This window comes from Arthrobacter sp. SD1074B (genome assembly GCF_056780195.1).
In genome coordinates this window covers 2,560,091-2,576,782 of the sequence record NZ_JBRAZT010000001.1, presented here as the reverse complement: position 1 = coordinate 2,576,782, position 16,692 = coordinate 2,560,091, and the positions used below count along the sequence as shown (strand labels likewise).

Below are 16,692 nucleotides of genomic sequence, written 5' to 3'. Positions count from 1 at the left end.
AAAACCGCTACGCAAACGGACAGCCGCCACGTGGATCCACGTAGCGGCTGTCCGTTTGCGTAGCGAAAACCCTAGTGCTTGTCCTGGCGCACGATGAAGATTTCCTTGACCAGCAGCATGACGGCGGCGGCGGTGGGAATGGCGATCAGGGCCCCGAGCACACCGAGCACGCTGCCGCCGGCGATCACCGAGATGACGGCGACCGCACCGGGGACCGCGACGGCCTTCTGCATGATCCGCGGGGAGATGAAGTACGCCTCGAATTGCAGGTAGGCGAAGTAGCAGATCGCGAAGACCACGGCTGTCTGCCAGCCCGCGGTGAGGGCGATCAAGGTGACCAGGACGCCGGCGATCATGCCGCCGACCAGGGGGATAAAGGCGAGCAGGGCCACGACAAAGCCGAGCAGCAGGGCGAAGGGGACAACCACGACCGACATCACGATAAAGGCGAAGGTGGCGTTCAGCAGTGCGACGCAGACCTGGCCGATGACGTAGTTGCCGACCGAGCCGGTGATCTCCTCGGACAAGGCCTCGACCCGGGAGCGGCGCGACCGCGGCGCCAGCCGGTAGCCCCACTTCTTCATGGCCGGCATGGCGGAGAGGAAGTAGAGGCTCAGGACCAGCACGATCAGGGCGCCGAACAGGCCGTTCGCCACCGTTGAGCCGAATCCGACGACGCCGCCGAAGATGCCGCTCATGGCCTCCGGGTTGTTGACGAACTTCCCCAGCTCCTGGCTGATTCGGTCGCGGACGCCGAACTGGCTGTCCACCGTGCGGAAGAAGTCGGAGTCGATGAAGTCCTGGATCCAGCGCGGCGCCTCCTGCACGACCTGGGTCACCTGCTGGACGATCGTGGGGATCAGGGTGGCGAAGAACCCGGTGACGGCCAGTGCCAGGACGGCTACGGACACCAGGATCCCTGCGGGCCGCGGCACCTTTTTGCTTTCGAGCCAGCGCACCACGGGGTCAAGCCCGAGGGCAATGAACAACGCGGTGACGATCCAGAGCAGCAGCTGGGTGGTGTTGGAGCCGATCCAGTACACCAGCAGGGCAGCGCCGACGCCGACCGTTCCCATGAACCCGACGTAGAGCGGGTGCTGGGAGGACATCCGGGGACCGGGGTTGCCGAACCGTGCGGTGCTCTCGGTGTCCGGGCCGGCTTCGGCCTGTTCGTCCTGCTCGGCCGGCAACTCGGGCGGCATCTCGAAGCGCAGCCGCGGCTGGGCGCCGGGCAATGGCTGGCGCAGCCGGCGTGCCATGGACATCAGGAAACCTGCCGCGGCCGCGCGCGGGGTCGAGAGCGGGGAGGCCGGCTCGTGCGGTCCGCGTGGCTGGCTGCCGGATTCCTGGCTGGCTGTTTGTCCTGCGGGGGACGAATCCGTGGGTTCAGTCACTGCGTCGAATGCCCTTTTTTCTCTGTTAATTCCCTGCAAAACCGCGGTTGCGTGCCGGGTGTGATGATCACCGCAAACACTATCAGCAGCCTTGCCAACAGGCGGGTCGGGGGGCAGCGGACGGGGCCGGGGAGGGGCTTGACAAAGTCCTCGATCTGACTCGCAGGTAACAAAACGGTTACTGTTAAAGCTACGTGTCCGCTGATGATAGGTAATACTTTGCGTTTCAAGACTGCAGTTGCACTAGTGCTGCTCGGCCTCCTGACACTGCTGGCAGGGATCGGCCAGAAGACAGTCTGGGCTCCGGCCGAGACCGTCACCGCCACCGTGCCCACCGGCGGGACCGCTGCGCCGTTGACCGTCTTCGACGAGAAACTGCGCACCTTGCACAGCGGCACGGTGAAGATCCAGGTCAAAGGTGAGGGCAACTTTATCCTCGCGTCCGGCCGGCCGGACGACGTCGACGCGTGGGTGGGCAAAACCGCCCACAACACCGTCTCGGGCGTCTCGGACGACGGCAAGTCGCTGCAGCTTGACCACGCCGATGGCGAAGCCACTGCGCCGTCACCGGTGGGGTCGGACCTGTGGGTGACCACGGAGAACGCCAGCGGCACCCTGGACTACTCGTGGACGGCGCCGGCCGACGGCGACTGGGCGCTCCTGCTCGCCTCCGACGGCAAGAAGGCCGCACCGTCCTCGATCTCGATGACCTTCCCCAACGACACCTCCACCCCGTGGGCTATTCCCCTGATGGTGCTGGGCGGACTGCTGATCCTGGCGGGGGCCGCACTGCTCCTGCTCAAGCCGGCGCGCGGCACAAAGGACCGGGACGGCTCCGGCAGTTCCGCTGGGGGCCCTGGCGGCACCGGCGGCGCCGCGAAGGGCAGCCTCTTTGCACGCCGCGCCCAGGCGAAGGCCAAGGCCAAGTCCACTGCCCGCACCACCTCCACTGCCGGCGCCGCCGCGGAAGGCACCCCGGCCCCAAGCGGCAACGCAGGAAGCAGCAGCGTCGAGAACCGGGCGGCCACGTCCGCCATGCGCCGCCGCTCCGGCGCGGCGGTCGCGCTGCTGACGGCCGCCGCCGTGGCGGGCACCGGCGTCGCGGCTCAGGCCAGCCAGAGCCCCGCGCCGTCGCCAAGCGGCTCCGCTTCCGCGGCTGCACCGGCCGCCGATGCGCCGGTACTGCTGGACGCACAGTTCCGCCGCATCCTGGAACAGGTCGCCAGCGCCGTCGACGCTGGCGACGCGGCCAAGGACGCCGCCAAGCTCACCCCCCGCGTGGGAGCCAGCGAGCTGGAGGTGCGCAAGCAGAACTACAAGATCCGTTCCCGGGTGGGCAGCTACGAGCCGCGCATGCCGGTCCGCGCCACCAAGCTCCTCACCACGGTGGTCAGCAACAAGCGTGCCTGGCCGCGGTCCGTTATGGCCGTGACCCAAGGTGACGGCAACGTCGTTCCGCAGCTGCTGACCCTCGTCCAGGCCTCGCCGCGGGAGAACTACAAGCTGGTCGGGGCCACCCCGCTGCAGCCGGGCACCACCTTCCCGGGGATCAACCGCGGGGGCACCGAGACCCTGGCCGCAACGGACAAGGCCGGGCTGCTGTACAGCGGCCAGGAGGCACTCTCCGGGCTGGCAGACCGGCTGACCAAGGCCGACTCCACCTTCAAAGACAAGCTGGTCGAAGGGAAGTCCTCGCCGTATATCGCAGATACCCTGGCCTACCAGAAGGACGTGGTGAAGTCCGGCGCCAACGGCAAGTTCACCTTCACCCACAAGGTTGTCCCGGCGGACACCGTGGTGTTCCGCACCGCCGACGGCGGCGCGCTGGTCCTTGGCCGGCTGGACTTTGCCTTGGACGGCACGCCCAAGAACGCCGGCGACAAGCTGACGATCGGCAACGACGCGGCGGCCCTCGCCGGGGGCAAGGAGACGAGCACCGGGATGGTCCTGAACTTCGCCGAGTCCGTGGCCGTGTACGTGCCACCGACCGGATCCAAGGACCCGATGAAACTGGTTGCGGCGACACGCGGCCTGGTCGGGGCGAAATTCAAGTAGCCCGCGCAGGGCAGCAAACCGCAGGAAACTAAACCGCAGGACACAAGCAACGACCGGGCCGCCATCGCGGCCCGGTCGTTGCTGTGCGGGGTGTAGTGGATAGAGTGGAGCCATGACTTCGCCAGCTTCCCGCCCGGTCCCTCCAGCTGCCGCCAACCCGCTTAACCTGCGGGGCGCCGTCGACCTCTCCTCGCTGAAGCAGCGCCCGGCGCCGCCCGCGGGGGCGGGCCGGCCGCCAGCCCCCGGAACCGGCGCCGGAGGCGCTGCACCGGACGGCGGCTCCGCCGCACCACTGCGGGTGGACGTCACCGAGGCCAACTTCCAGGAGCTGGTGGATCTCTCTGCCCAGGTCCCCGTGGTGATTGCGCTGTGGGCCGGCTATTCGCCCGGCTCCGCGCAACTGGTGGACGTGCTGGAACAGATCGTGGAGAGCTACGGGGGACAGCTGGTCCTGGGCGCCGCCGATATCGAGGCTTTCCCCCAGCTCGCCCAGGCGTTCCAGGTGCAGGCCGTTCCGACCGCCGTCGCCGTCGTAAAGGGCCAGCCCGTCCCGCTGTTCCAGGGCGGCGCCGATGAGCAGCAGGTGCGCAGCCTCTTCGACGAACTCCTCAAGGTGGCGGCAGCCAACGGGGTGACCGGCCGGATCGGCGCCGGCGGCCCCGGCGCCGCCGAGCCCGAGGCCCCGCCGCTGCCGCCGCTGCACCAAAAGGCCTTCGACGCCATCGAAGCTGGTGACTATGCCGGTGCGGCCGCGGCCTACCGGCAGGCGCTGACCGAGATGCCCGCCGACGCCGAGGCCAAGGTCGGCCTGGCGCAGGTGGAACTCATGGGCCGGCTACAGGCCCTGTCCGCCGCGGAAACGGATGCCCTGCGCGGCCGGGCCGCCAACGAACCGGACAGCCTCGAAGCCCAGCTCGCCGTCGCCGACCTGGACATTGCCGGCGGCCACGTCGAGGACGGCCTCGGCCGGATCGTGGCCTTCATCGGCCGGAACTTCGGCCCGGAACGCGAAACTGCCCGGGTGCGTCTGCTGGAGCTGTTCGACGTGGTGGGCACCTCCGACGAGCGGGTCGCCAAGGCCCGGCAGAACCTCGCGCGGGTGCTGTTCTAGTGGGCTCGGCACTGTTCACACCGCTGGAGCTGCGCTCGCTGCGGCTCGAGCACCGCGGCTGGGTTTCGCCGATGTGCCAGTACAGTTGCGAACCGGAGACCGGCGAGGGGGTGCCCACGGACTGGCATCTGATGCACCTGGGCTCCTTTGCCACCGGGGGAGCGGCCCTGATCCTGACCGAGGCGGCCGCCGTCAACGCCGCCGGACGGATCAGCCCGCGGGACGCAGGCCTCTACAACGATGCCCAGGCCGAGGCATGGCAGCGGATCGTCGACTTCGTGCACCGGCACGGCTCCGCGGGCGCCAAGATCGGCACCCAGCTCGCCCACGCCGGGCGCAAGGCGTCCTCCTACTGGCCGTTCTCCGGCAAGACCGGCACCGTCCCCGTCTCCGAGGGAGGCTGGAACACGGTAGGACCGGGTACCGGCGCCTTTGACGGCTACGCGCCGCCGTCGGCGATGTCCGAGGAAGAGATCGACGGCGTCATCGCCGACTTCACCGCCGCCGCCGTCCGCGCGGTCGGCGCCGGCTTCGACACGATCGAGATCCACGGCGCCCACGGCTACCTGCTGCACCAGTTCCAGAGCGCGCTGGTCAACGACCGCACCGACAGCTGGGGCGGGGACGAGCAGGGCCGCAACCGCCTGACGCTGGCGGTCATCGACGCCGTGCGGGACGTCATCCCGGAGTCCATGCCGCTGTTGCTGCGGATCTCCGCGTCCGACTGGGCCGAGGGCGGCATCGACGCCGAGGCCTCGGTACGGCTGGCCCGGGCTGCGGGCGAACACGGGGTGGACCTCGTGGATGTCTCCAGCGGCGGGGCCGTGGCGCACCAGTCCATCCCGGTCGGCCCGGGCTATCAGACCGGGTTCAGCGCCCGGATCCGGCGCGAAGCCGGCGTCCGGACCGGCACGGTCGGATTGCTGACCTCGGCGGGCCAGGCCGAGCACGCGGTCGCCACCGGCCAGGCGGACGGTGTCTTCATCGCCCGGGCCGCGCTCCGGGACCCGCACTGGTGGTTGCGCGCGGCTTTCGAGCTGGGACACGAGCTGGCCTGGCCGCCGCAATATGAGCGCGCCGTTCCGCGGCACACCTTTTAAGCCGCACGCCGGCCGGAGACGGTTAGTCTAACGTCATGACTTTCGAGCAACCGCACCCGCAACCGCCCGTCCCCGCGCTGGCGCTGCGCGGGCTGGCCAAACGCTTCGGCACCAAAATCGCCGTCGACGGCATCAGCCTTGACGTGCCGGCAGGTTCCTTCTATGGAATCGTCGGCCCGAACGGTGCGGGCAAAACCACCACCTTGTCCATGGCAACCGGGCTGCTGCGGCCGGACTTCGGCACCGCCCTGGTCCACGGTGTGGATGTCTGGCAGCACCCGCTGGAGGCGAAGAAGCTGATGGGTGTGCTGCCGGACGGCGTCCGGCTCTTCGACCGGCTGACCGGCGAGCAGCTGGTGAGCTATGCCGGCCTGCTGCGCGGCATGGACCGGGAGGTGGTGGCGGCGCGGGTGGCGGAGCTGCTCGCGGCCCTGGACCTCAGCCAGGACGCCGGCACGCTCGTGGTGGATTACTCCGCGGGCATGACCAAGAAAATCGCCCTCGCCTCCGCACTGATCCACGCGCCCCGGCTGCTGGTGCTGGACGAGCCGTTCGAATCGGTGGACCCGGTCTCCGCCGCCAACATCCGCGACATCCTGGACCGCTACGTCGGCTCCGGGGGCACCGTCATCGTCTCCAGCCACGTGATGGACCTGGTGCAGCGGATGTGCGACCACGTCGCGGTCGTGGCCGGGGGTCGGGTGCTCGCCGCCGGCAGCGTCGACGCGGTGCGCGCCGGCGAGTCACTGGAGGACCGCTTTGTCCAGCTGGTCGGCGGACGCAGCCACAGGGAAGGGTTGGAATGGTTGCGCACCTTCTGAGGCTCAAGCTCACCCTGCTGCGCAACAGCCTCCGGCGCAGCCCGTGGCAGCTGGTGGGCCTTGGCATCGGGGCGCTGTACGCCTTAGGGATTGTGGGGCTCGGCGTCGCCGGGCTGCTGCTCCTGCGCCAGGCCGACGTCGGGACAGCGCAGACAGTGGTGGTGCTGGGCGGCGCCGCCGCGGTCCTGGGTTGGGCGGTCATCCCGATCGTGGCTTCCGCCGCGGACATGACGCTGGACCCCGCCCGGTTCAGCACCTACGCCGTGCCGATGCCGCAGCTCCTGGCGGGCCTGGCCCTGGCCGGGCTGATCGGCATTCCCGGGGCGGCGACGTCACTGGTCGCCCTGGCCACCGTGGGCACCTGGTCCCGGGGCTTCCTCGCGGCGTCCGGCGCCCTGGCCGGCGCCATCCTCGGGGCGCTCACCTGCGTCGTGCTCTCCCGGGTGGTCACCACCGGCACAGTGGGACTGGCCAATTCGCGGCGCTTCAAGGATGTCAGCGCGGTTGCCTTCCTGATTCCCCTGGTCCTCATGGGGCCGATCGTGGCCGGGGTTGCCCGCGGGATCGCCGGGTCCGCAGGGTTCGTCGCAGAGCTGGCCCGGTTCCTGGCGTGGACACCCGCCGGGGCGGCGTGGGCGCTCGGCGGGGAACTCGCCGCGGGCAACTACGGACCGGCTGCGCTGAAGCTGCTCATCGCCCTCGCCACCCTGGCCGGCCTGGCCCTGTGCTGGAAGCTGCTGCTGCAGCGCGCGCTCGTCACGCCGCCCTACGCCGGCACCGCCAAGAAGAAGACGTCCGGGCTGGGCCTGTTCGCGCGGGTCCCCGCCACCCCCACCGGGGCGATTGTTGCCCGTTCGCTGACCTACTGGATGCGCGATCCGCGCTACGCCGGCTCCCTCGTGGTGGTGCCGCTGCTGCCGGTGCTGCTCTGGTTCCAGGCCAGCCAGTCCGGGTACTACGGAATCCTGCAGTTCGTCGGACCCCTGACCGCCTTCCTGCTGGCGTGGTCCATCTCCTCGGATGTCTCCTACGACAGCACCGCCTTTGCCCTGCACGTCTCCGCCGGCGTGCGCGGCCGGCAGGACAGGCTGGGGCGGGCCCTGGCGTGCCTGGTCTTCGCGGTGCCCGTGGTGCTGGTTTTCAGCGTTGTTCCGATGTTCGTCACCGGCGACTGGCCGCTCCTGCCCGGGATCCTCGGCCTGGCCGTAGGAGTCCTGCTGACCGGGCTGGGGCTGTCCTCGGTGGTCTCGGCGCGCTACACCATGCCGGTGCCGCTGCCGGGCGACAGCCCTTTCAAGAAACCGCCGGGCAACGTCGCCCAGACTCTCGCCGTGCAGTTCGGCGGCATGGCGGTCCTGCTGCTGCTGGTGAGCCCGGAGGTGGCCCTCGTGGCGCTGCAGCTGGCCGGCGGCGGCACGGTGCCGGGCTGGATCTGCCTGGTGCTGGGCCCGGTCCTGGGATCCGTCCTGTTCGTTGCCGGGGTGCGGCTGGGCGGCAGATGGTTTGATTCGCGCGCCCCGGAACTGCTCGCGCAGCTGGCCGTCAACCGCTGACCGGGTCCGACGGCCCGGGCCGGGACGGCGGCGGAGGGGTAGCCTGCGGTGCATGGAAGTCGTCATCCTTTCCGGCGGCAAGCCGATCGCCGCCCTCGCCGCCGACGCGATCGAGGCCCTGCTGCGGCGCAAGCCCGACGCGGTCCTGGGCCTGGCCACCGGGTCCTCGCCGCTGCCGGTGTACGAGGAGCTCGCGCAGCGGCATGAAAGCGGCGGCCTCGACTTCAGCCGCGTCCGCGCCTTCACGCTGGACGAGTACGTCGGGCTCCCCGCCGGGCACCGGGAGTCCTACCGTGAAGTCATCCGGCGCGAATTCACCGACCGGGTGAACATCAGCCCGGATAACGTCCGTGGACCCGACGGCCAGGCCGCCGACATTCCCGCGGCCTGCCGGGCGTACGAGGACGCCATCCGCGGCGCCGGGGGAGTGGACCTGCAGCTTCTTGGGCTGGGCACGGACGGCCACATCGGCTTCAACGAGCCGGGGTCCTCGCTGGCCTCCCGGACCCGGATCAAGACCCTGGTCGAGCAGACGCGGCGGGACAATGCCCGCTTCTTCGGGAGCCTGGCGGAGGTGCCGCACCACGTCCTCACCCAGGGCCTCGGCACCATCCTGGAGGCCCGGCACGTCATCCTCCTCGCCACGGGTGCGCAGAAGGCCCAGGCCGTCCGCGACCTTGCCGAGGGGCCGGTAGCCGCCATCTGCCCGGCCTCGGTCCTGCAACTGCACCCGCATGCCACCGTGCTGCTGGACGAGGCGGCGGCCTCCTCGCTGCGACTCGCCGACTTCTACCGGCACAGTTACGACGGCAAGCCGCGCTGGCAGGGTTTGTAACGACGGTGGTGTCTGTTCCAGCGGCTAAGATGGATGTCATGACCAGCATGACGGATCCCTTGGAAAACGACCCGATGCGTGAGCTCTCTGGAGCCGGGACGTCGACGGCCACGATTGAGCGCGAGGAACTGCGCCAGGAAGTGGAGCCGGGCGACCGGGAGCGCTTCTCGCACTACGTGCGCAAGGAAAAGATCATGGAGTCCGCCCTGTCAGGTGAACCCGTCATTGCCCTCTGCGGCAAGGTGTGGACGCCCGGCCGCGACCCGAAGAAATTTCCGGTCTGCCCGGAGTGCAAAGAGGTCTACGAGGGCCTGCGCCCGGGCGGCGACGGCGGAGACTCCGGTAAATAAGGCCGTTCAAACAGGCCACCCGCGCCGCGCGGCCTGATCCGCGGCGGCTGGCGGCGCTGTGCCGCCGCTGCCCTCCGGCACTGCGGTATCCGCCGCGATTCTGCTGTCCGGTTCATCCGAAAAGATTGGTGTTTTTGTGCTTATTTGGGCTTCTCCGGAACCGGTTGCCGTGTGCGGATCGGAGGCCTGCTAAGTGACAGAGACACTCTTTGGCGGACCCGTGCTGCCGCCCGCGTACCCGGAGCGGGCTGCCTGGGGCACCGCGCCGAAGCTGCGTGCCTGGCAGCAGGAAGCCCTGGACAGCTACTTCAGCACACACCCCAAGGACTTCCTGGCGGTCGCAACGCCGGGCGCCGGCAAGACCACGTTCGCGCTGCGCGTGGCCTCGATGCTGATCGAGGCCGGCGTCGTGAACCGGGTGACTATCGTTGCCCCGACGGACCACCTGAAACGGCAGTGGGCCGACGCGGCAGCCAAAGTCGGCATCGCCATCGACCCGAACTTCAAGAACGCGGACGGCCAACACGGCCGCGGCTTCATCGGCGTCGCGGTCACCTACGCCCAGGTGGCCAGCAAACCGATGCTGCACCGGGCAAAGACCGAGGCGGCGCGCACGCTGGTGATCCTGGACGAGATCCACCACGGCGGCGAAGCGCTCTCCTGGGGTGACGGGCTGCGCGAGGCCTTCGACCCCGCGGCCCGGCGCCTGTCGCTGACCGGCACCCCGTTCCGCTCGGACACCTCGCCGATCCCGTTCGTCGAATACGCCGAGGACCGCGACGGCATCCGCCGCTCCAAGGCCGACTACACGTACGGCTACGGCAAGGCCCTGCGCGACCACGTGGTCCGCCCGGTGATGTTTATGGCCTACTCCGGGCAGATGCGCTGGCGGACCAGCGCCGGGGACGAGATGGCCGCGTCCCTCGGCGAAGCCGCCGTCACCAAGGACATCACCTCCCAGGCCTGGCGGACCGCGCTGAACCCCGCCGGAGAGTGGATTCCGGCTGTGCTGGCCGGCGCGGACAAGCGCCTGAGCGAGGTGCGGCGCACCGTGCCCGACGCCGGCGGCCTGGTCATCGCCACCGACCACGAGGACGCCCGGGCCTACGCCGGGCAGTTGAAGAGGATCACCGGCGAATCACCCACCGTGATCCTCTCCGACGATGCGAAGGCCTCGTCCAAGATCGAGGAGTTCTCCGCCGGCGAGAAGCGCTGGATGGTCGCGGTCCGGATGGTGTCCGAAGGCGTCGACGTCCCGCGGCTGTCGGTCGGCGTCTACGCGACCTCCACCTCCACCCCGCTGTTCTTCGCCCAGGCTGTGGGCCGCTTCGTGCGCGCCCGCAAGCGCGGCGAGACGGCGTCGGTGTTCCTGCCCTCCGTGCCGCAGCTGATGGCACTGGCGAACTCCATGGAAGCCGAGCGCGACCACGCCCTGGACCGTCCGGAGAAGGAAGACGCCGATGGGCTCTTCAACCCGGAGGACTCGCTGATGGACGAGGCGAACCGCGAGGAGAAGGCCTCCGACACCCTGATGAAGGGCAAGTTCGAGGCGCTCGACTCGCAGGCCTCCTTCGACCGGGTGCTGTTCGACGGCGGCGAGTTCGGGACCGGCGGCGAGGTGGGCTCGGAGGACGAGCTGGACTTCCTCGGGATCCCCGGCCTGCTCGACGCCGAACAGGTCGGCACCCTGCTGCGCCAGCGCCAGCACGAGCAGCTGAACCGCAAGAACAAGCGTTCCCCGCAGGGAGCAGACGCGGCGGAGGCCGCGCCCGCCGTGCCGGACCACCGGATGCTGATGGACCTGCGCACCGAACTGGCGAAGAACGTGGCGGCCTGGTCCGCGCGGACCGGGACCCCGCACGGCGTCATCCACACCAAGCTGCGGACGGTCTGCGGCGGCCCTCCCGTGGCGCAGGCCAACGAGGAGCAGCTGCAGACGCGGCTGCGCAAGCTCCAGGACTGGTTCATCGGCCGGAAGTAGCCGCCGGCGGCAGTGCAGTACCGGGCAGGCCCGGGGCGCGAAAAAGGGACCGGGGTCACCGGTCCCTTTTTGTCGGCCGTTGCCCGGTTACTGGGCGGCGCCGCAGGTCTGCGAGAGCGACTGGCCGGCCGCGGTGTACTTCGCCTTCAGCTCCTCAAGCTTGGCGGCGTCCGTGTTTTTCTTCGCGGACTCGTCCAGGTAGTCCAGGATCGACTGCAGCGGAGCCTGCAGCTCCTCGGAGGCGGTCGCCTCGATGGGCCGGATCTGGTTCGCCAGCCGGGTCATGCCGAACTTGTCCGAGCCGGAGGTCGGCGACGCGGTGATGGTCTTGATGCGGGCGCAGGTTTCCTCATTGGTCATCTTCGGGGCCGAGCAGGCGGCTGCGCCGAGCAGGGTCCCGGCAGCGATCAGGACGGTCAGGGTCTTCTTCATGGTGTACTCCGGGATTTGCGGGTCCGACGTTACTGGCAAGGGTTCCGAGTCTACTGTGGTTCGGGGGAGGCGGGCTCAGGCGAGGTCGACGCCGCCAAGTTCCATCTCCGCAAACGCGTCCTCAAGGTCCTCCGCGATCCCCACGGTGAGCCCGCGCGGGACGGTGACCGAGTAGCCGGCCTGGACGGCGTCCAGGGCGGTGGCCTTCACGCAGTGGTCGGTGGCGATCCCCACCACCACGACCTCTTCGACGTCGTGGCTTTGCAGCCAGTCGTCCAGGCCGATGGCGTCCTCGTCCGCGGCGAAGGCGCCGGCGTCGCTGGTTCCGGCGACGCCGGCACCGGCGTCGCCGGTTCCGGCGACGGGAAGCGAGCCGGGCTTGCGGTCGCCGGTGGGGACGGCGTCGTCCGGGGCGAGCAGCCCCTCGAAGCCGGAGTAGGCCGCGGTGAACTGGCCCTTGCGGAAATACGCCTGGATGTACTCGGTGTCCAGGTCCGGGTGCAGTTCCGCGCCCCGGGTGCCCGCCACGCAATGCGGCGGCCAGCTGTCGACGAAGTCCGGCTGCTCCGAGAAGTGCGCGCCCGGCCCGATGTGCCAGTCCTGGGTGGCCACGATGTGGTCGAACTGCCCGTGGTGGGCGTCGACGTATTCGCTGATCTCGGCGGCCAGGGCCGCCCCGCCCTCGACCGGGAGCGCCCCGCCCTCGCAGAAATCATTCTGCACGTCAACGATGATCAAGGCACGCGACATTCAGTCCTCCTCGTAGATGGTGGGGATGGCCGCTTCGCCGCGCTGGAGCCGGTTGACCACGGCCGGGAGCTCCTTCATGCTGTCCGCGTGGCGCTGCCGGGCCCGCACCACGCCCTCGGGCCCGGTCCAGCCGGGCAGCAACTCGCCGTTCTTGATGAACTGCTGCAGCAGCTGCCGGTCGTTGCCGTCGTCGTCCGGCCGGTGCCCGATCCCGACAATCTCCTGGCTGGCGGTGCCGCGGTCGTTGAGCTTGCGCAGCGCGTACTTCCGTCCGCCCTTGCTGGTCTTGTTCTTGGCCGCCTTGGCCACCGGAACGAAGTCGCCGGCGTCGTCGGTGCGGCTGACGAGCTTGTAGACCATGCTCGCCGTCGGCGCGCCGGAGCCGGTCACCAGCGAGGTGCCGACGCCGTAGGAGTCCACCGGCGCGGATTGCAGCGCGGCGATGGCGAATTCGTCGAGGTCCGAGGTGACGATGATCCGGGTGTTCTCGTTGCCGAGCTGGTCCAGCAGCTGGCGCACCCACTGCGCCTGCGCCACGAGGTCTCCCGAGTCCAGCCGCACCGCGCCGAGCTTGTCGCCGGCCAGTTCGACGGCGGTGCGGACGGCCGCCTCGACGTCGTACGTGTCCACCAGCAGGGCGGTGCCGGCGCCCATCGAGGCGATCTGCGCCTCGAAGGCCTCGCGCTCGGTGTCATGCAGCAGGGTAAAGGAGTGGGCTGCCGTGCCCACCGTCTTGATCCCGTAGCGGCGGCCGGCCTCAAGGTTGGAGGTGCTGTCGAAACCGGCGATCACAGCGGCGCGCGCGGCGGCGACGGCGGACTCCTCCTGGGTGCGGCGGGACCCCATCTCGACGCAGGGCCGGGACCCGGCGGCGGTGATCATGCGGGAAGCCGCGGAGGCGATGGCGCTGTCGTGATTGAGGATCGAGAGGACGTACGTCTCAAGGATGCAGGCCTCGGCGAAGGTGGATTCGACGATCAGGATGGGGGAGTTGGGGAAGTACGCCTCGCCCTCCGCGTACCCCCAGATGTCGCCGGAGAAGGAGAAGTTGGCCAGGTACTCCAGGGTTTCCTCATTGACCACCTTGGTCCGGCGCAGGAAGTCGATCTCGGCGTCGCCGAAGCGGAAGTCGGCGATCCCCTCCAGCAGCCGGCCGGTGCCCGCCACGATCCCGTAGCGCCGGCCGTCCGGCAGCCGGCGCGCGAAGGCTTCGAACACCGACTTGCGGTGCGCCGCGCCGGAATGCAGCGCGGCCTGCAGCATGGTCAGCTCGTAGTGGTCGGTGTACAGGGACGTGCGGGGATGGTCCCAGCCAGCTGAGGTACTCACAAATTCACTCTAGTGCGAGTCCCCATAGAATGGACAGATGACCCTCAGCGTTGCGCTCGGCCCTGACACCCAGGAGAGCACCCAGACCGGAACAGCGTCGTCGACCGACGTCCTGACCGCCCCGGACATCCCTTGGAACCTTGTGATCTGGAATGATCCGGTGAACCTGATGAGCTATGTGAGCTACGTGTTCCGAAGCTATTTCGGCTACTCCGAGGCGAAGGCCAACAAGCTCATGCTGGAGGTCCACAAGAAGGGCCGCTCCATCGTGGCGCACGGCAGCAAGGAGCAGGTGGAGCAGCACGCGGTGGCGATGCACGGCTACGGCCTGTGGGCCACCGTGGAGAAGGCCAGCGGCGGCCATGGCGGCAACGGATCAGGCAAGGGCAAGGGAAAACGTGGCTAAGGCGTTCAAATACGGGATCAAGGGCATCACGGGCTATCTGGAGCCGGCCGAGCGGGAGTTGTTGCGCAGCCTCTTTGATGACGTTATTTCCATGCTGGAACCGGAGGAACGTGCCAACCAGGACCCGCTGGCGGCGCTCGTCGGGCTGGACACCGAGGCCCGTGAGCCGTCGGACCGCGCCCTGCGCCGGCTGTTGCCCAACGTGACGAAGGACGACGACAAGGCCTCCCTGGAGTTCCGCCGGTACACCGAGCGCTCGCTGCGGGAGAGCAAGATCGGGGCGTTGAAGGCCGCGGCCCTGGGCCTGGACAAGGACGAGCTGGTGCTGACACCCGCCGACGCCCGGCACTGGTCCACGGCGCTCAACGACGTCCGGCTGGTGCTCGCCGAGCGGCTGGACATCCGGGACGACGCCGACGCCGAGCACGTCCACCGGATGCAGGACTGGTCCCAGGCGGAGGACGTGGAAAGCTACCTGGCCCTGGTCTACAACTTCACCACGTGGCTGCAGGAATCCCTGGTCCAGGCGATGCTGGCCTCGCTCGAGGCGTAGGGCCCGGAACTTCGCGGAGCTCCCGGCCGCGTGTGACTTATCAGACACGAGTTGCTCGACACAATGTGATGGCCGCGCCTGTAGCGAAGCCCTATCCTCGAATAATCATGACTTCAGCATCGAGCACGGATCCGGCAGCGGAAGCTGCGGCGGAGACCGCAGCGGGCAGCACCGGGGATTCCCGGCCGGGGGAACGTCCGATCGGCGTCTTCGACTCCGGCGTCGGCGGCCTCACGGTGGCGCGGTCCATCATTGACCAGCTGCCCAACGAATCCATCCTGTACGTCGGCGACACGGCGCACGGGCCCTACGGTCCGCTGCCGATCGCCGAGGTGCGCGCCAACGCGCTCGGCGTGATGGACGAACTCGTCGACTCCGGCGTCAAGCTGCTCACCATCGCCTGCAATTCGGCGTCCGCGGCCGTGCTTCGCGACGCCCGGGAACGGTACACCGCCCGGTACGGCATCCCCGTAATCGAGGTGATCCAGCCCGCCGTCCGCCGCGCGGTAGCGGCCACCCGCAACGGCCGGATCGGCGTGATCGGCACCTCCGCCACCGTCGGCTCGCGCGCCTATGAGGACACCTTCGCGGCGGCCCCGGACCTGGAGATCACCTCGGCGGCGTGCCCGGCCTTCGTTTCCTACGTGGAGGCCGGTGTCACCACCGGACCGGAACTGCTCGCCGTCGCCCGCGAATACCTGGCCCCGCTCAAGGCGGCCGGCGTGGACACCGTGGTGCTGGGCTGCACCCACTACCCGCTGCTCACCGGTGTGATCTCCTATGTCATGGGCGAGGACGTCACGCTGGTCTCCAGTGCGGAGGAAACCGCCAAGGACGTCTACCGGGCCCTGGCCTCGCGCGGCCTCGAGCGCACCGGTACCACCGCCCCGGAACACAACTTCATTGCCACCGGCGACGCCGCGCAGTTCGAGCACCTCGCCCGGCGATTCCTCGGCCCGGAGGTCCTCAGCGTCCGCCACGTGGACCATGTCGCCGCGCAGTACCCCACCGGCAGCCTGGCCCGGATCACGCCGGAAATGATTGCCGCCGCCCAGGCCTCCGTAGGCCGGCCCAGGATCTCCAATTTCGTCTCCTCCAACGCTTCCCCGCTGGCCGGCCTCGGGAGGTCCGGCCGGTGAAGTTGACTATCGTGGGCTGCACCGGATCCTTCCCGGGGCCCGGCTCGCCGGCGTCGTGCTACCTGCTGACCGCGCACGACGGCGAGCGGAGCTGGAAGATCGTGCTGGACCTTGGCAGCGGCGCCCTTGGCGCCATCCAGCGGTACACCGACCTGGAGGACATTGACGGGATCTTCCTGACCCATCTGCATCCTGACCACTGCATGGACCTGTGCGGCCTCCACGTCGCGGTGCGCTGGAAGCCGGGCGGCTGGGGACGGGGCCGGATCCCGGTCTGGGGGCCCGCGGCGACCGCGGACCGGATGGCCACCGCGTACGGCCTGGACCTGGACCCGGGCATGCACGAGGAGTTCGACTTCAGCAACTGGTCCGAGCGGAAACCCGTGTCGATGGGCCCGTTCACCGTCACCCCGTACGCGGTGAACCACCCCGTCGAGGAGGCGTACGCCCTGCGGGTGGAGGTCACCGAACCGGACAAGGACGGCGCTCCAGTGACCCGGGTGCTGAGCTACTCGGGGGACACTGACTCCTGCGGCGGCCTCGAGGACGCCGCCCGGGATGCAGACCTGTTCCTTTGCGAGGCGGCGTTCGAGGAGGGACGCGACGACGGCATCAAGGACGTCCACCTCACCGGCAAACGTGCCGCCGAAGCGGCCGTGGCCGCCGGTGCGCGGCGGCTCCTGCTGACCCACATCCCGGTCTGGACGTCGCCGACGAAGGTGACGGGGGAGGCCAAGGAGGTCTTCGGCCAGCACGTGGCGGTCGCCGTCGCGGGAGTGCACTACACCGTCTGAGCACCGAACCCCGCAGGCGATCCTCCCTCACCTTTGGCAGGAAATCCCCCGATCCTCCCTCAGGTGATCTGCGGGAGGGGGGCGTGGGG

The 16,692-nt window shown here is 69.5% G+C and carries 16 protein-coding genes; 12 read left to right on the top strand and 4 right to left on the bottom strand.

Annotated elements, in window-relative coordinates; genetic code table 11:
* Nucleotides 1-71: 71 nt before the first annotated feature.
* Nucleotides 72-1,265, bottom strand: a complete 1,194-nt coding sequence (locus tag ACUYM2_RS11820) for an AI-2E family transporter (RefSeq protein WP_481601481.1) — start codon at nucleotides 1,263-1,265, stop codon at nucleotides 72-74.
* A gap of 333 nt (nucleotides 1,266-1,598) precedes the next feature.
* Between ACUYM2_RS11820 and ACUYM2_RS11815 the strand changes: the two genes are divergently transcribed.
* The 8 genes from ACUYM2_RS11815 to ACUYM2_RS11780 all read left to right on the top strand — a co-directional run bounded on the left by ACUYM2_RS11815 (nucleotide 1,599) and on the right by ACUYM2_RS11780 (nucleotide 11,200).
* Complete coding sequence (locus tag ACUYM2_RS11815; RefSeq protein ID WP_481600228.1) at nucleotides 1,599-3,449, top strand: hypothetical protein; 1,851 nt, start codon at nucleotides 1,599-1,601, stop codon at nucleotides 3,447-3,449.
* A 112-nt stretch (nucleotides 3,450-3,561) separates the two neighbouring features.
* Complete coding sequence (locus tag ACUYM2_RS11810; RefSeq protein WP_481600227.1) at nucleotides 3,562-4,560, top strand: co-chaperone YbbN; 999 nt, start codon at nucleotides 3,562-3,564, stop codon at nucleotides 4,558-4,560.
* Nucleotides 4,560-5,660 (top strand): NADH:flavin oxidoreductase/NADH oxidase, encoded by a 1,101-nt coding sequence (locus ACUYM2_RS11805; RefSeq protein WP_481600226.1) that lies wholly within the window; start codon nucleotides 4,560-4,562, stop codon nucleotides 5,658-5,660. The genes ACUYM2_RS11810 and ACUYM2_RS11805 overlap by 1 nt, the downstream gene beginning before the upstream one ends.
* A 35-nt stretch (nucleotides 5,661-5,695) precedes the next feature.
* The gene (locus ACUYM2_RS11800) at nucleotides 5,696-6,481 is read left to right on the top strand and encodes an ABC transporter ATP-binding protein (protein ID WP_481600225.1); all 786 of its coding nucleotides are present in this window, start codon (nucleotides 5,696-5,698) and stop codon (nucleotides 6,479-6,481) included.
* On the top strand, nucleotides 6,463-8,034 hold the full coding sequence (locus ACUYM2_RS11795; RefSeq protein WP_481600224.1) for a transporter: 1,572 nt from the start codon (nucleotides 6,463-6,465) through the stop codon (nucleotides 8,032-8,034). The genes ACUYM2_RS11800 and ACUYM2_RS11795 overlap by 19 nt, the downstream gene beginning before the upstream one ends.
* 52 nt (nucleotides 8,035-8,086) lie before the next feature.
* Nucleotides 8,087-8,869, top strand: a complete 783-nt coding sequence (nagB, locus tag ACUYM2_RS11790) for a glucosamine-6-phosphate deaminase (protein WP_481600223.1) — start codon at nucleotides 8,087-8,089, stop codon at nucleotides 8,867-8,869.
* Between the two features lie 38 nt (nucleotides 8,870-8,907).
* The gene (locus ACUYM2_RS11785) at nucleotides 8,908-9,219 is read left to right on the top strand and encodes a DUF3039 domain-containing protein (protein ID WP_441417371.1); all 312 of its coding nucleotides are present in this window, start codon (nucleotides 8,908-8,910) and stop codon (nucleotides 9,217-9,219) included.
* A 193-nt stretch (nucleotides 9,220-9,412) separates the two neighbouring features.
* Nucleotides 9,413-11,200: a DEAD/DEAH box helicase gene (locus tag ACUYM2_RS11780; protein ID WP_481600222.1), complete on the top strand. Its 1,788-nt coding sequence runs from the start codon at nucleotides 9,413-9,415 to the stop codon at nucleotides 11,198-11,200.
* Between the two features lie 87 nt (nucleotides 11,201-11,287).
* Here the strand turns inward: ACUYM2_RS11780 and ACUYM2_RS11775 are convergent, their stop codons facing one another.
* From ACUYM2_RS11775 to ACUYM2_RS11765, 3 genes are read right to left on the bottom strand one after another with little or no spacing between them, the layout of a single operon-like run.
* Entirely contained in the window at nucleotides 11,288-11,671 is a 384-nt protein-coding gene (locus tag ACUYM2_RS11775) for a hypothetical protein (RefSeq protein ID WP_481600221.1), read from the bottom strand.
* Nucleotides 11,672-11,707: 36 nt separating this feature from the next.
* Nucleotides 11,708-12,382: an isochorismatase family protein gene (locus ACUYM2_RS11770; protein ID WP_481600220.1), complete on the bottom strand. Its 675-nt coding sequence runs from the start codon at nucleotides 12,380-12,382 to the stop codon at nucleotides 11,708-11,710.
* A complete protein-coding gene (locus ACUYM2_RS11765) occupies nucleotides 12,383-13,711 on the bottom strand; it encodes a nicotinate phosphoribosyltransferase (protein ID WP_481600219.1) in 1,329 nt (442 codons plus the stop codon).
* 37 nt (nucleotides 13,712-13,748) lie between these two features.
* Here ACUYM2_RS11765 and clpS point away from each other — a divergent pair, with 37 nt between their 5' ends.
* From clpS to ACUYM2_RS11745, 4 genes are all read left to right on the top strand, one after another.
* Nucleotides 13,749-14,117, top strand: coding sequence for an ATP-dependent Clp protease adapter ClpS (gene clpS, locus ACUYM2_RS11760; RefSeq protein ID WP_346959189.1), 369 nt, complete (start codon nucleotides 13,749-13,751; stop codon nucleotides 14,115-14,117).
* Nucleotides 14,110-14,670: a DUF2017 domain-containing protein gene (locus ACUYM2_RS11755; protein WP_481600218.1), complete on the top strand. Its 561-nt coding sequence runs from the start codon at nucleotides 14,110-14,112 to the stop codon at nucleotides 14,668-14,670. Before clpS ends, ACUYM2_RS11755 begins: the two co-directional genes overlap by 8 nt.
* Nucleotides 14,671-14,738: 68 nt before the next feature.
* Nucleotides 14,739-15,809, top strand: a complete 1,071-nt coding sequence (gene murI / locus ACUYM2_RS11750) for a glutamate racemase (RefSeq protein ID WP_481600217.1) — start codon at nucleotides 14,739-14,741, stop codon at nucleotides 15,807-15,809.
* Nucleotides 15,806-16,603 carry an MBL fold metallo-hydrolase gene (locus ACUYM2_RS11745; RefSeq protein WP_481600216.1) on the top strand — a complete coding sequence of 266 codons (798 nt, stop codon included), beginning with the start codon at nucleotides 15,806-15,808 and terminating at the stop codon, nucleotides 16,601-16,603. The genes murI and ACUYM2_RS11745 overlap by 4 nt, the downstream gene beginning before the upstream one ends.
* Nucleotides 16,604-16,692: the final 89 nt, after the last annotated feature.

Bases quoted from the DNA above. Each gene is read 5' to 3' on its own strand.
- ACUYM2_RS11820 (WP_481601481.1), bottom strand. From the start codon at position 1,265: ATGTCCATGGCACGCCGGCTGCGCCAGCCATTGCCCGGCGCCCAGCCG.
- ACUYM2_RS11815 (WP_481600228.1), top strand. From the start codon at position 1,599: ATGATAGGTAATACTTTGCGTTTCAAGACTGCAGTTGCACTAGTGCTG.
- ACUYM2_RS11810 (WP_481600227.1), top strand. From the start codon at position 3,562: ATGACTTCGCCAGCTTCCCGCCCGGTCCCTCCAGCTGCCGCCAACCCG.
- ACUYM2_RS11800 (WP_481600225.1), top strand. From the start codon at position 5,696: ATGACTTTCGAGCAACCGCACCCGCAACCGCCCGTCCCCGCGCTGGCG.
- ACUYM2_RS11795 (WP_481600224.1), top strand. From the start codon at position 6,463: ATGGTTGCGCACCTTCTGAGGCTCAAGCTCACCCTGCTGCGCAACAGC.
- nagB (WP_481600223.1), top strand. From the start codon at position 8,087: ATGGAAGTCGTCATCCTTTCCGGCGGCAAGCCGATCGCCGCCCTCGCC.
- ACUYM2_RS11785 (WP_441417371.1), top strand. From the start codon at position 8,908: ATGACCAGCATGACGGATCCCTTGGAAAACGACCCGATGCGTGAGCTC.
- ACUYM2_RS11770 (WP_481600220.1), bottom strand. From the start codon at position 12,382: ATGTCGCGTGCCTTGATCATCGTTGACGTGCAGAATGATTTCTGCGAG.
- clpS (WP_346959189.1), top strand. From the start codon at position 13,749: ATGACCCTCAGCGTTGCGCTCGGCCCTGACACCCAGGAGAGCACCCAG.
- murI (WP_481600217.1), top strand. From the start codon at position 14,739: ATGGCCGCGCCTGTAGCGAAGCCCTATCCTCGAATAATCATGACTTCA.